General features: G+C 38.8%; 12 protein-coding genes. 6 read left to right on the top strand and 6 right to left on the bottom strand.

Annotated features, from left to right (window positions below):
• Positions 1-1,151: AIR synthase related protein (locus ACOVQQ_RS06800; protein ID WP_421817535.1), on the bottom strand; the 1,151-nt coding region annotated here is incomplete at its 3' end.
• A 46-nt stretch (positions 1,152-1,197) separates the two neighbouring features.
• Positions 1,198-2,415: an aspartyl protease family protein gene (locus tag ACOVQQ_RS06795; protein WP_421817534.1), complete on the bottom strand. Its 1,218-nt coding sequence runs from the start codon at positions 2,413-2,415 to the stop codon at positions 1,198-1,200.
• A 224-nt stretch (positions 2,416-2,639) separates the two neighbouring features.
• Between ACOVQQ_RS06795 and ACOVQQ_RS06790 the strand changes: the two genes are divergently transcribed.
• Positions 2,640-3,833, top strand: a complete 1,194-nt coding sequence (locus ACOVQQ_RS06790; protein ID WP_421817533.1) for a pyridoxal phosphate-dependent aminotransferase — start codon at positions 2,640-2,642, stop codon at positions 3,831-3,833.
• Positions 3,834-3,844: 11 nt separating this feature from the next.
• Here the strand turns inward: ACOVQQ_RS06790 and ACOVQQ_RS06785 are convergent, their stop codons facing one another.
• From ACOVQQ_RS06785 to ACOVQQ_RS06775, 3 genes are all read right to left on the bottom strand, one after another.
• Positions 3,845-4,999 (bottom strand): alpha/beta hydrolase-fold protein, encoded by a 1,155-nt coding sequence (locus ACOVQQ_RS06785; protein WP_421817532.1) that lies wholly within the window; start codon positions 4,997-4,999, stop codon positions 3,845-3,847.
• A gap of 10 nt (positions 5,000-5,009) precedes the next feature.
• Positions 5,010-5,939 carry an alpha/beta hydrolase gene (locus ACOVQQ_RS06780; RefSeq protein ID WP_421817531.1) on the bottom strand — a complete coding sequence of 310 codons (930 nt, stop codon included), beginning with the start codon at positions 5,937-5,939 and terminating at the stop codon, positions 5,010-5,012.
• Between the two features lie 112 nt (positions 5,940-6,051).
• Positions 6,052-6,654 carry a nitroreductase family protein gene (locus ACOVQQ_RS06775; RefSeq protein WP_421817530.1) on the bottom strand — a complete coding sequence of 201 codons (603 nt, stop codon included), beginning with the start codon at positions 6,652-6,654 and terminating at the stop codon, positions 6,052-6,054.
• Positions 6,655-6,757: 103 nt separating this feature from the next.
• Between ACOVQQ_RS06775 and ACOVQQ_RS06770 the strand changes: the two genes are divergently transcribed.
• Positions 6,758-7,111: a winged helix-turn-helix transcriptional regulator gene (locus tag ACOVQQ_RS06770; RefSeq protein WP_421817529.1), complete on the top strand. Its 354-nt coding sequence runs from the start codon at positions 6,758-6,760 to the stop codon at positions 7,109-7,111.
• Here the strand turns inward: ACOVQQ_RS06770 and ACOVQQ_RS06765 are convergent.
• Positions 7,108-7,491 (bottom strand): VOC family protein, encoded by a 384-nt coding sequence (locus ACOVQQ_RS06765; RefSeq protein WP_421817528.1) that lies wholly within the window; start codon positions 7,489-7,491, stop codon positions 7,108-7,110. The genes ACOVQQ_RS06770 and ACOVQQ_RS06765 overlap by 4 nt on opposite strands.
• A 148-nt stretch (positions 7,492-7,639) precedes the next feature.
• Between ACOVQQ_RS06765 and ACOVQQ_RS06760 the strand changes: the two genes are divergently transcribed.
• The 4 genes from ACOVQQ_RS06760 to ACOVQQ_RS06745 all read left to right on the top strand — a co-directional run bounded on the left by ACOVQQ_RS06760 (position 7,640) and on the right by ACOVQQ_RS06745 (position 14,148).
• Positions 7,640-8,038 carry a DUF2809 domain-containing protein gene (locus ACOVQQ_RS06760; RefSeq protein WP_421817527.1) on the top strand — a complete coding sequence of 133 codons (399 nt, stop codon included), beginning with the start codon at positions 7,640-7,642 and terminating at the stop codon, positions 8,036-8,038.
• Positions 8,039-8,194: 156 nt separating this feature from the next.
• A complete protein-coding gene (locus tag ACOVQQ_RS06755; RefSeq protein WP_421817526.1) occupies positions 8,195-10,939 on the top strand; it encodes a histidine kinase in 2,745 nt (914 codons plus the stop codon).
• Between the two features lie 242 nt (positions 10,940-11,181).
• Positions 11,182-12,168, top strand: a complete 987-nt coding sequence (locus tag ACOVQQ_RS06750) for a TonB-dependent receptor plug domain-containing protein (protein ID WP_421817525.1) — start codon at positions 11,182-11,184, stop codon at positions 12,166-12,168.
• Positions 12,169-12,174: 6 nt separating this feature from the next.
• Positions 12,175-14,148, top strand: coding sequence for a SusC/RagA family TonB-linked outer membrane protein (locus tag ACOVQQ_RS06745; protein WP_421817536.1), 1,974 nt, complete (start codon positions 12,175-12,177; stop codon positions 14,146-14,148).
• The last annotated feature ends 2 nt before the right edge of the window (positions 14,149-14,150 follow it).

Below are 14,150 nucleotides of genomic sequence, written 5' to 3'. Positions count from 1 at the left end.
CGAATCGTTAGTTTTTTCGCCTCGGAAGCCTCTACTCTACCGACAATTTGTGCATCTACATCAAATGATTTTGAGATTTCAATAATCTCGGCTGCTACTTCTTCGTTGCAATACAATTCCATACGATGTCCGCAGTTAAACACCTTGTACATTTCTTGCCACGGTGTTTTAGATTCCTCTTGAATCATTTCAAACAGCGGCGGTACTGGAAAAAGATTGTCTTTTATTATGTGTAAATGCTCTACAAAGTGCAGTACTTTAGTTTGGGCGCCGCCGCTGCAATGCACCATTCCGTTGATGGCTTTACGTCCGATTTTCTCGAAAATTGCTTTAATAATGGGTGCGTAGGTTCGTGTTGGCGAAAGCACAAGTTTTCCTACTGTGGTGTTAAGTTCGTCGATTTCGTTTGTTAGCTTTTGTGAACCGCTGTAAACGAGGTTTTCGGGTACTTCGGGATCAAAGGTTTCTGGATATTTTAAACCAATTTCCTTCGAAAATACGTCGTGACGTGCAGAGGTTAGTCCATTCGATCCCATTCCACCGTTATAGGATTGTTCGTAACTGGCTTTTCCAAAGCTTGCGAGACCTACAATAACGTTTCCTACGGCAATGTTTCCGTTATCAATAACAGCTGTTTTTTTGATTCGTGCCGTCACGGTTGAATCTACGATTATGGTTCGAACTAAATCGCCCACATCGGCAGTTTCGCCTCCAGTACTGTGAAGGGTTACGCCGTGTTGCTGCAAATTTTGAATAAGTTCTTCGGTGCCGTTTATGATCGCGGCAATTACTTCACCACCAATTTTGTTCTTATTCCGACCTATAGTCGACGACAATAGTATGTTATCTGTAACGCCCACGCACAGTAAATCGTCGAGATTCATTACGATAGCATCTTGGGCAATATCTTTCCACACGCTTATGTCCTTGGTTTCTTTGTAATATGCGTAAGCCAAAGCCGATTTAGTTCCGGCGCCATCGGCGTGCATAACGATACAATATTCGGGATCTTGCGTAAGGTAATCGGGAACTATTTTACAAAAAGCTTTCGGAAACAAGCCTTTATCGACATTTTTTATAGCTTGATGTACATCTTCTTTGTCGGCAGATACGCCTCTTTGAACGTATCGAGATCCGCTAGGTGAATTCATTGTGTTGTTGTTTCGCGCAAAAATAAGTCATAATTTAAAAATAGACTTAGTCGAGGATGTTTTTAAGTTGAAATTGGAATTTCATTAAAACACCATCGCGATCAACTTCTACATCGATTGTTTTTTCTTTATCCGACTTCAGCAAGTTGGCAACTTGTTCTAAAGATAGTAAAGCCGTTGGAATATTATCTACTGATGAAATTACATCGCCAATGTGTAATCCTGCGCGTTCTGCTGGCGAATCGCAGCGCAAGTAAGCGATTTGATAGGATGGTTTGAGCTGGTACTCGTATTGAATGGTTACATCTCTATCGCCGAATGACAATGTAAGAGTAGCTCCATTCTTTCGCTCACGTACGGGTAATTTAACCAGTCTGAATCCTTCACTTTGTAAATGAATACCGCTTTTATTGTAATCAAACTCACTGCTAAAATTTGCATTCTGCCTGAGGTAAATAGCCTTATCAGCGTAATCGAAAAAAACAGTAAACCGCTTTAAGATTTCGCTACCAATAGATCCTGCGCGATTATCAACCATTTTCAAATGCGCATACGATTCGAATTCGGGAAAGGCAGCTATGGGTGTTTTTACCTGATAGCTTCCCAAACTTAATTGGTTAATTTTCGTTCTAAAACCAGAAACCGGTCCGCTGAATCCCAAACCCAAGTAATCGTTAAACTTTGTGTTGGAAATAGTATCAACTTTTGGATGATTTTTAAAAAGCCACATTGCAGAACTATTACCCGTATCTATCAAGTATTTCAAAGAATCTCTGCGATAATTCTTCAGTATTTGGGTTTCTAGAAGTATGTAGGGCTTCGACTTTTCGATACTAATAGGAATAGAAGCGTACCTACGAACTAATCGACTTTTATTAAAGTACTTTCTATTGTAAACAACAAGCTTTCTCTTTTCGTAATCAACTTTTATAAAATGATTTTTAAAAAAATGATAGCCCAAGATACCATTTATGGCTATTCCCAAAGTAGCAGAAAATCTCAAATCCGCATCAGTGACCACATACATGATATGTTCATCAGACGTTAATTTTCCAATTTCCAGAGTATTTCCATTCGACTTCAAACCATTAATAGGTTCGTTACTTCCTAATCCAATAAGTTTTACAGATTCCACTTCTTTCAAAAACACTTCTTGATTACTCTCTAGTCCAATTAATAAGGTTTCATCTACACCTGTATCCAATAGAAAATTGAGTGGAACGCCATTAACTTTAACTTTTACAATAATGAGGTTATTCACCATAGTAAAGGGAATTACGGTTTTCCGTACGGAAGATGGAAAAACAAATTCAGATTGACCGTGACTTAAAATAGATTGAAAGCAAACCAATAATACGAACCAAGAATGGAAATGCTGTTTGGAACGAAACATTAGTTAATTTTTACCTTAAAGATACAATAGAAAGCTAAAAGTTGGCAGTTGTAGCGGAATTATTGCAAATTTGCATTTCAAATTTTTATATCACTATGCCAACAATTTCAGCGAAAGGTTTGTCTATGCCCGAGTCACCAATTCGAAAATTGGTACCGTATTCCGAAAAAGCTAAAAAAGCAGGAACCAAAGTGTTTCATTTGAATATTGGTCAGCCTGATATAAAAACTCCCGAAGTTGCATTAAATGCGGTAAGAAATTTTGATTTTGAAATTTTAGAATACAGCCACTCTGCTGGTTTTGAATCGTATCGCACTAAGCTCGCGGCCTACTACCGAACCCACGGATTGCCAGTTGAGACAGCCGATATACTTATCACAACAGGAGGTTCGGAAGCGCTGCTTTTTGCGATGGGTGTAACGATGGACGCTGGTGATGAAATTATTATTCCTGAACCTTTCTATGCGAATTACAACGGCTTTTCAACGGCCAGTGGCGTTAAAGTGGTTCCGATTATTTCAGGAATAGAAACCGGATTTGCCTTACCTCCTATTGCCGATTTCGAAAAACGAATCACTTCAAAAACCAAAGCCATTTTAATTTGTAATCCTGGGAATCCAACCGGTTATTTGTATTCAAAGGAAGAACTCCTTCAATTGGCAGAAATCGTCAAGAAATACGATTTGTTTCTGATTGCCGACGAAGTATATCGCGAATTTATCTACGACGATCAACCTCATTTATCCGTGTTAAACATCGCAGGAATTGAACAAAATGCCATCATGATCGACTCGGTTTCAAAGCGATACAGCATGTGTGGTGCGCGAATCGGATGTATTGTTTCTAAAAACAAAGAGGTAATGCAAACTGCTATGAAATATGCACAAGCTCGTTTGAGTCCGCCGACGTTTGCACAAATTGCCAGCGAAGCTGCTTTAGACACACCACAATCATACTTCGATGACGTTGTTGCAGAATACAAAGAACGACGCGACACTTTAGTAGAAGAATTAAGTAAAATAGCTGGTGTTCAAGTAGCTAAACCACGAGGTGCTTTTTATTGCATCGCAAAATTACCCGTTGCCGACGCCGATCACTTCGCGCAATGGCTTTTAGAATCGTATTCGTACAACGGTGCTACTGTAATGGTGGCTCCAGCTGCCGGATTTTACAGTACACCAAATGTTGGCAAAGACGAAGTGCGCATTGCATACGTTTTGAAAAAAGCAGATTTAATTCAGGCAGTCGAAATTCTTAAAAACGCACTCGAAGCGTATCCGGGAAAATAAAACAATAAAGTTTAATCATTGGCAAACGCTATCGCTTTAAAACGGTAGCGTTTTTCGTTTGAAGGATGTAAACAAACGTTACCCGAAACGCCTTCTAAAGTAGCTTCGCTTTCCCAGGAGCCTTGCGTAATCTTAAAAATAAATGGCGATTGTACCTTGAGTTTGATGCTTCGTTCTTTATCAGTCAACCGATTCATTTTTACTGCAGCAGGATTCCAATTTCCAACCGCTTTTTGATTGCCCGTAATGTATAACTCTGCTTTCGGATTCGAAACTTCTACTACCACTTCCACTTCTACGAAAGTGGTGGACAATTGTGCTTGCTGCCGATCGTAAACCTGCGTAAAATAGGTAGAAAGAGCTGCGGTTAAGGCCGGTAAAGCCGAACTAAAATGATTGCTTTCAGGAAACCTAGCCGACTTTACGTAAAAATTCTCCTTGCCCTGAAGCGAATCAAAAAGCACAAAGCTCTCATCAATAGCTGGCTTCCATTCTGGAAACGAAACGGCTTCGTTAGCGAAACTCAAATAAATATATTTGTAGGGCTTAATTGTCGAAAAATCAAATTGTTTTAGTTCGCGCATTAAGCGATTGGAATCGTAAGCTAAATTAGGCGACATCAACACGTAGTTATCGAAAGTGTCGGGATTTTTCAAAAACGAATACACCAGAAAAGACGCGCCCAACGAATGTCCGATGGCACTACGACGACTTAAAACACGGTAGTTTTCTTGCATATACGAAAACACTTCTTGGGTGACAAACTGGAAAAATTTATCTGCATTTCCGCAGTATTTACCGTTGGCTTTTCGTGCTGCCTCAGTTTGCATTTCCGGTAGAAAATCATTTCTTCTGGAATAATCGAGTTCTTCGTTATACGGCGAAGTTATTCCGACGACAATATATTGTTTATCAGCTCTCGACAAAAAGCTAATCATGGAATGTGTGAGATCGAAAAATTCTCGCGTATGCGCGTCAAAAACGTAAACTACCTCGTACTGTGTCAGATAATTTTCTTTGTACGATTGTGGAGTATAAATTAAAATTTCTCGATTTTGCTGCAGCGCTTTTGAAGCTAACATCACGTGTTTAACCTCGGCCAATTCCTGTGCAAACGTACCAAAAATGGATAAAAAAATAAGAACTATTGCAGTATTTACTTTCATAACGCCTAAGTTATTTAAACCAATTTTCTAGTGCAGTAATAAACTTCGAACGTTGATCAATAAAAACGTTATGCGAGCAAGAATCCCAATACAGAAGCTGCTCCGAACCAAGCAATTGTTGCAGTTGCGCAACTTGTTCGGCACTGTACAAACCGTCGTCTTTACCATAGATTCCTTTTACAACAACGCCCGATTTCAGCAAATTCTCGATTGTTGAACTGAGATCTAAAGTAGTATACTTTTCATGTTTCCAAAAACCTCGAGGCGCTTCATAAGTCATTTTAGATGCGTATTTCTTAAGCGTCGCATCCGTTCCAAAAAGAGAATACAATTGCTGTGCTTCACTAGTTGGCTGCTTAGGCGAATAAAAATTGTTTTGCATAGCATGATAAAAACAATACGAACTGTATTCAATGCCAGTGTTATCCATACCTTCTAAAGCATTAATATACTGAAAATTAACGCTATCATTTTTCGCTTGATAAATACTTTTACAGCTCTTAATGATTGTTTTAAAAGTTTCTTGCAACGAAACCGGAGCACCCAGTAAAACAACGTTCTTTACTTGCTGCGGATTGCGTGCAGCAAAAAGCGTTGCAACAATGCCTCCAAAACTGTGTCCGAGAAGTGTGGGTTGCTTTACCTGATATTTTTCGATGATCGCAGATAAATCAGAAAAAGTTTCTTCGAAAGTAAATGAAGCCGGCACGTTGGCACTTCGCCCCTCGCCTCGACGATCGTAAACTACAACAAAAAAGCCGCTTTGCGCAAGGGCTTCGGCAGTAATTACCTCAAAATTTGCCGAATTATAGCCCGGTCCTCCGTGAAGAAAAACCACCGCCGGATCTGTTTGTTTGCCAAAAGATTTGGAATAAAGTTCTTGCGAAAACGACAAAAAAGGGAACAAAATCAGATAAAAGCAATGAATATACTTTTGCATGCTGCTTTTTCAAGCAAGATACAAAATTGATTTATTTTCTATAAAAGCAAAAAAACCGAGCACTTTTATAGTACCCAGTTTTAGTCAATAAAAACAATCTTTAGTAAAAAACTTACACTGTGGTTACTATTTTGTCGGTGGCCACGCGCGACTTTGGTTTTACGCTCGGCTGATTGCTGTCGTCTTCGGCTCTAAAACCCAAAGCAACAGCAACTAAGGCATGATACTTGTCATGTCCTAAAATCTGGTTATACTTCTCAGATTCAATACCTTCCATCGGTGTTGCATCAATAGCAAGTTGCGAACAAGCACTGAGTAAAACACCCAAAGACAAATACACCTGCTTGTCGAACCACGCTTTAATCTCAGCTTCTGGCAAAGGCTTAATCATGTTGTTGTAATACGCTACGGCACCTTCCGGCAAATTTTCCTGTATTTGCTTTTCAAAAAAACTGATGTCGTTAATTCTGCTAAAAACCACTACTGTATCCGAATCCAAAACTTTCTTATCGTTAAACAACGAAGCGGTCGCCAGCTGTTGTTTCGTGCTTTCGTCGGAAACAAAAGTGAAATGCCAAGGCTGACTATTAATTGAAGACGGACTTAAGCGCACAGCTTGTTTCAATTCATCCAAAATAGTTGGATTTATCTTTCGGGAAGAATCGTATTTCTTAGTTGTGTATCTTTTTTGAAAATGCTCGATAAATGAACTCATCTTTTTAGTATTTTTGAACTATAATTTTTATAGCAACAAAATTAAGTATAGTAGAAATACTACACAAGTACGGTCTAAAAGTATAGTAGTAAAAAAGTGTATTATGTTGACATTCAACAACAAAGAATATCCATGTTGTACAAGTATTACCATGGATATGATCGGTGGAAAGTGGAAAAGCGTCATTTTATACCATTTAAAATCGGGAACGCTTCGTTACAATGAACTTCGCAGTAGCATGCCGCAAATCACCGAGCGCACTTTGAGTTTACAGCTAAAAGATTTGGAAGCAGATGGTATTGTAAAGCGAACAGTGTATACGATAAAGCCTCCGTTACGTGTTGAGTATTCGTTAACCGATTTCGGGAAGACCTTATTACCGTTGCTTGACGCGATTGCAAGTTGGGGCGATTTCGCGGTACGTTCCCAGAAAAACAGCAATTCTCCTGCTACTTAGAATTCGTAAAATTCAATCGGAAGTTTATCGGGATCACTTATAAATGTGAATTTCTTTCCCGTATACGGATCTACGCGCAGCGGTTCGGCACTTATGTGGAAGCGCGATAGCTGTTCAATGATAGCATTTATATCGGCAACTTCGAAAGCCAAATGCCGCAATCCGCATGCTTCTGGGAACGATTTTCGTTCCGGCGGATTTGGAAAGGAAAATAACTCCAAAACGTATTTTCCGTTTAATGCCAAATCCAACTTATACGAATGGCGTTCCTGGCGGTAAACTTCTTGAATAACTTCTAAGCCCAGTATTTCGGTATAAAATTTCTTAGATATCGCATAATCGGAACAAATTACTGCAACGTGATGAATTGATTTTAACATGAACTGTTATTTACTTATAAAACATGTGTGAATACTCGAGAAAACACTTTCCTACAAAGAACCGACAGCTGAATTCCAATTGCAAGTTTTCTTTTAAATAAGTTACATCCTGAAATAAGATTTGAAATTATTACGAGTTATGTTTGTTATGAAAAACGTTCGATTTAACAAAAACTACTTCGCTTGGGCAGTCTTGCTTTTTTTTGTAGAAGTTGTAATTGCCTTATTTGTTCACGATAAATTTATAAGACCATATGTAGGTGATGTACTTGTGGTTATACTGATTTATTGCGCCTTGAAATCGGTTTTTGCTGTTTCGAAATTGAAAACTGCCGTCGGCGTTTTGCTATTTGCCTTTGCTGTTGAAACAACCCAATATCTTGGATTAATTTTTTCATTGGGATGGGAACATTCGGCTTTAGCCCGAGCAATACTAGGAACCTCGTTTGCTTGGGAAGACATTTGTGCCTATATCATTGGATTTCTAATTATTGTCTTTGCAGAAAAGTATCTGAATCCTACCTATCAAAATTCCCAAAGCAGCTAAAAAAAATTTTTCATTCGGCAAGAAGCTAAATTCATATAAATAAATCATTTTCAATTATTTAAACAGATCTCTTTAAACATGTAATGATGTAAAACGGCGCGAAGTTTACAATTACAGCTTGAATTCATTTACATTTACTCGTTAAAATATTTGAGATTGAAACAATTGTTGTTTTTGATTTTGAGCGCTTTTTGTCCACTTTTTATGTCTGGGCAAGAATTACTGCCGTTTGTCGAGAACTTTACCAAATCTGAGTATTTCGGTGATAATCAGGTTTGGAGCATATCTCAAGGTTCCGATTATTCGATGTATTTCGCCAACAATAACTATTTGTTGCGATACGATGGTGCCGTTTGGCAGAAAAAACGTTTGCCGAATAAAACAATTATTCGATCGGTATTTGCTGTTGAAAATCGCGTGTATTGCGGCTCGTATAACGAATTTGGATATTGGTTTTACGAGAAAGGGCAGTTAACCTACACATCGCTTTCAGCGGGAAAAAATTTATTTAAAGGAAACACCCTGAATGAAGAAATCTGGAAAATCTTCTCCCACGAGGGCAAAATCTATTTTCAGTCGTTTAATTCCATTTTCATCTACGACGGTAAGCTAATAAAGGCTGTAAAACTTCCGTTTCAAATTTCTTATTGTTTTATCGTTGGCAGCGAAATCTGGTTTGCCTCAACCAATAAAGGCATTTATCGCTATGTAAATGGTACGTTTGAAAATCTGGAACTGGGTACTATTCTAAACAACAATATTGTACATCATGCCGCTAATAATCAGGGAACCGATTTCATTTTTACACTAAAAAATGGCGTCTATTGTCATAAGGAAGGAACTACAAAACCTTGGAATCATTCTTTAAACCAGCGATTTAAACGCGAACTGATACTTTGTGCCAAATTTCTCTCAAAAAATCGACTAGCGGTCGGAACGGCCTCTAACGGACTGTACATCATTGATTTAAACGACGGAAGTTATAAAAATATTTCGCGGGAAAACGGACTTTGCAACAACTCGGTACTTCAAATTCAAACCGATCTAGAAGGCGATTTATGGTTGGGATTAGACAATGGAATATCGCATATTGAAATCAATTCAAATTTTCAGTTTTTCACAGATGTATCCGGAAAGTTAGGATCTGTTTATGCCTTGAACAAGAATAACGACGAAGTTTTAATTGGTTCAAACCACGGACTTTTCTCCTACAAACAAAAAAAACTCGAGCTAATTCCAAATTCACAGGGACAAGTTTGGTCTATTGAACCTTTTGGATCGGCATTTGCTATTGGCCACAACGACGGTACGTTTCGCTACGAACAAAATCGAATTAAGCGCGTAAATACAGTAACCGGTGGTTGGAAATTCTTGCCGGATGTGTATCAACCTTTGATTTTTCAATCGCATTATGCGGGAATTATCGCGTACCAATCGCCCTTAAATTTGGAAAAATTCCTAGTTATAAATGGACTTACCAAACCTATTAAAAACTTGGTGCAAAGTAAACCGGGACAGTTGTGGGCTGCCGACGCATACCGCGGCATTTATCGCATTGATTACGAATACGATAATTTAAAATTCACAATTACTGACATCAGTAAACTACAAAATTTTAAAAACGACTTTAGTGTTAAGCTGCTTTCTTTCCGCGAAAGCGTTTACGTAAAAATTGCTGATAAATGGTATACTCCCAACAAAAAAACAAATCTGCTAAACTACGATTCCAAATTTACAGCTGCATTTAGGGGAGTTACTGAATTGGCAGCCGCTGGTAAAGAATCGCTTTTAGCAGTAAAAAACACGCAATTGTATTTAGTGCGTTTGGTTAATGATTCATTTGTGTGGGATTTAATTCCTGAAAAATACTATCGTGGGCGATTGATTAACCAAGATACCAAGATTTTTACGCTCGGATCTAAATATGCCGTAAATCTCGACGATGGCTTTTTAGAATTTACCGAACAAAAAAACACACGACTGCTCGATAACATTAGCATTGAAGCTTTTCAACAACAAAAATGCTTACAAGAAGGATCAGTTGTCGGTTATAAAAGACCTGTGGAATTGCGCATCCTACATAAATATTTCGGACAGAATACCACAGAAATTTACTACCGCAGAAATGGCGATGAGATAAAAGCAGTTCCATACAATAATAGATTGATTTTAAATAACTTAGAAAGCGGCGATCAGCAAATCGAATTCTTTAGTATTCAAGACAATAACTTTACTCGTGTGGCAATTTTCGAGTTTGAAGTTGCTAGACCTTGGTTTCTCTCGGGATACATGTTAGTTATTTATGCTTGTGCACTAGCGCTTTTGCTTTTCTTATATTACAAGTGGAACCAATTTCGATATAAACAGCAAATAGCAATCAGAGAAGAAGAGATTAAACATCAAAGTGAGCTTCGTAACTTAGAGCTTGAAGCTCAGAACGCATTGCGAATTCAAGAGTACGAAAAGCACATTTTGGAAATGCAGATTCAAGCAAAAGCCAGTGAAGTCGCTTCAAAATCACTAGCTATCGCTAAACACAGCGAAATCATTGAAGCTGTTTCGGCTGCGGTAGAAGAAGAACCTGATGTTACGAAGCTCAAAACTAAAATAAAGAAAGCGATTAAAAATCACAGCATCACCCAGAAAGAGTGGGAACATTTCGAACAAAACCTCTTGCAAAGTCATGCCGAATTCGTTAAGAAAATCACCGAGAATTATCCCATCCTAACTTCAAAAGATATTAAACTAGCGATTTACTTGAAAATGAACTTATCTTCTAAAGAAATTGCTCCGCTTATGAATATCACTTATCGCGGTGTCGAAATTCACCGCTATCGACTTCGCAAAAAATTAGCTCTTGATGCCGAAGTTAGCTTGAACAGATTTATGAATACGCTATAAAATCGTTCCTAAAAATACGTAGATAATAATTTTTTTGCCAAGATTTTACATCTACATAACACATCACTACTACATCATGAGATCTATTTTTATTTGTTTTATTTTTTAATTAAAATAATTAAAATCAATTACTTAAATAAATTTATTTAAAATTTTAGATTAAATAATAAACTTCTCTCGTACCACAACTACAACGATTTAGTTGCTACATTCGCAATCGAATCTTACCAATGAAGTTTGGTATGAAAAAACTATTAGTCTTTCTGTTCATTTTATCTAGCTTTCAATTTGCGGTCGGACAGACAATTTCTGGACAAGTGCTCGACGAGAACGGCTTGCCTCTTCCCGGTACAACGGTAACGAATACAGTTAGCCAGGTAAGTGTTGCTGCTGATCTTGACGGAAACTTTAGCATTACAGCAGCCGACGACGATAAGCTTAGTTTCACTTTCGTAGGATACAAAACCATTACGCTACAGGCAAAGAACGGTATGAAAGTGAGCATGCAACTTTCTAGCACCGAATTAGAGCAGGTAGTTGTTGTTGGATTTGGTACGAAAAAAGCGGGTGCGATCACTGGTTCTGTTGCTCAGATTAAAGCTAGCGAAATCACCAAAACACCAGCTCAGTCTGCTATTCAGGCTATACAAGGAAAAGCAGCGGGCGTAAACATTGTAACAAACGACGAACCTGGGGCAAACCCTACTGTAATCATCCGTGGCTTAGGAACTGTTTTAGGAGGCAGAACGCCCTTGTATATCATAGACGGTTTAGAAGCGACGTCCCTTAACGGTATCGCTCCCGGAGATATTGAAAACATTGATATACTGAAAGATGCGTCGTCTCTGGCAATCTACGGACAGAAAGGAGCAAACGGAATTATCGTTGTTAATACCAAAAAAGCAAAGAAAAATAAGCTACAAGTGAGTTACGACGGCTTTGTTGGTCGGAAATTCATTCAGCGAGAAGTTGAAATGGCAGATGCCTATCGCTACGTGTATTACAACAATACTGCGCTGGGATCGTCGACCTATTTCAATTTTGATCAACCTTACAATACAAATTGGCTTGACGAAATAACCGATACTGGCGAAACTAGTTCGCACCAGATTTCAATTTCAGGCGGAAGCGAAAACGTAAACATGCAGTTTACTGCAACGAATTACAAAGAAAAAGGTATTTTAAATGGCACTCAATTCGAGCGTACAAATTTAAGTTCGAGAAATTAATTTAAAATTCTTGACGGTAAAGTTACCATTAAGCAAAACTTAAATTTAGCGATTACCAACAACAGTCCTAAACCGCTTAGTGCATTTACCAATGCCTATAAACAATCGCCCATTGTTCCCGTTCGTTTCGAAAACGGACGCTGGGGAGTTCCGTTACGAGATCCCGCAACGGGCCAGGTGGCAATTAATGGCTCAGATCGTTTTAACAATGTTGGAAACCCAGCCGCACAGTTATTTTACTACAACGAACAAAATAAAAATCTAGCCGTTTTCGGAAATATATCAGCCGAACTTCAAATTACAAAAGACATCAAATTTACCTCCAATTTTGGCTCGACCTTTAATTGGGCAAAAGGCTTTACCTACACGCCATCACGCAACATCTGGTTGGCAGAAAATCCAACGCAAGAAATTGCCGACTATCCAGTAAGCAACCCAATTAACACACTACAACAACGTCGATACGATGATTATAGCTGGAACTGGGACAACTTCATAAGTTATTCAAAAACAATAGACAAGCACACTATTAATGCTACTATTGGTATGAACCGCAGTACAACAAATAATGCGGAGAGTTTATCTGCTACACGTTGGAATGTCCCCGAACAGTCAAACTATTGGTCGCTCGATTTATCCGATTACAACACAGAACAACCCCCAGGACAAATTGCTCAAAACCGCGTAGAAACTCCCGTAGTATCTTTAGCGTATTTTGCTCGTGCGGATTACGAATTCGATAACAAATACTTGTTTTCTGCAACAGTACGTCGGGAAGGAAACAGCCGATTTCAGGAGTCAAACCGTTGGGGTGTATTTCCAGCAGTTTCTGCAGGCTGGGTGCTATCTAACGAAGCGTTCTTCAAGCAAAATAAGATTCTACAGTACGTAAAAATTAGAGGTGGATATGGCGAAGTTGGTAATGCTAATGCACTCACAGCCCTAAACATTCCACTTTTTGCCGCAAACTACAACTACAGCTTTGGCCCAGATGCAAACATCTTTCCAGGGAATGTTCAGCCTTATCAAATCGACCCCAATTTAACTTGGGAAACTATGTCGGAAATTGATTTCGGTTTCGACTTTAGAATGTTTGACAACCGCTTATCGGGAACGGTTGATTTCTATCGCCGTCAAAATGAAAATGTGCTTTTACCTGTGACATTACCTTCAGTAATTTCACCAGATCGCGTAACGCTCAATACAGGAACTGTATTAAATCAAGGTGCTGAGATTTCGCTAAAATGGGACGGAAAATTTAACGACGAATTTAGCTACACTGTCTCTGGAAATATATCGCTCAATAAAAACGAACTTCAAAAAGTCAACAATTCATTTTTCAGCGATTTGATTGGCGGCTCTATAGATAACGGACAATGGACAAAACAAGTCCTTGTTGGCGAGCCTTTGGGAAGCTTTTACGTTTTCGATGTTACAGGCTTTAACGGTGATGGCGAATTTACGTACTCCGACGAACGTGTTGCCGCAGGATCGTATATTCCGACACATACTTACGCACTAAGCTTTGCACTAAACTACAAGCAATTTGACTTTAGTGTCGATACTTACGGCGTTGGAGGTAATAAACTATACAATGGTAAGAAGGCGCAGCGCTTTGGTGGAGAAAATGTGGAATCGGCAGTACTTGATGATTTCTGGTTGCCGGGCGATCCGAATGCAACAAATCCACGCCCATTCAACAACGTGCCTAGATCTTCTACCTACTACATCGAAGATGGATCGTTCTTCCGAATTAACAACATAACAATCGGATACACCTTCCCTAAATTCCTTGAAAAAGTTAGTCGCGTGCGTATTTACGCTACAGCAGTTAATCCATTCATCTTCACAAAGTTCACTGGATATTCGCCAGAGCTTGTTGGAAATAACGGTGGCGATCCGCTCGGAACTGCTGGCATTGAGTTAAATGCATATCCTACTAACCGAACATTTGCTATTGGCTTAAATGTAAGTTTATAATT

Source organism: Flavobacterium sp., assembly GCF_049240005.1.
GTDB lineage: Bacteria > Bacteroidota > Bacteroidia > Flavobacteriales > Flavobacteriaceae > Flavobacterium.
This window is presented reverse-complemented; position numbering and strand designations above follow the sequence as displayed.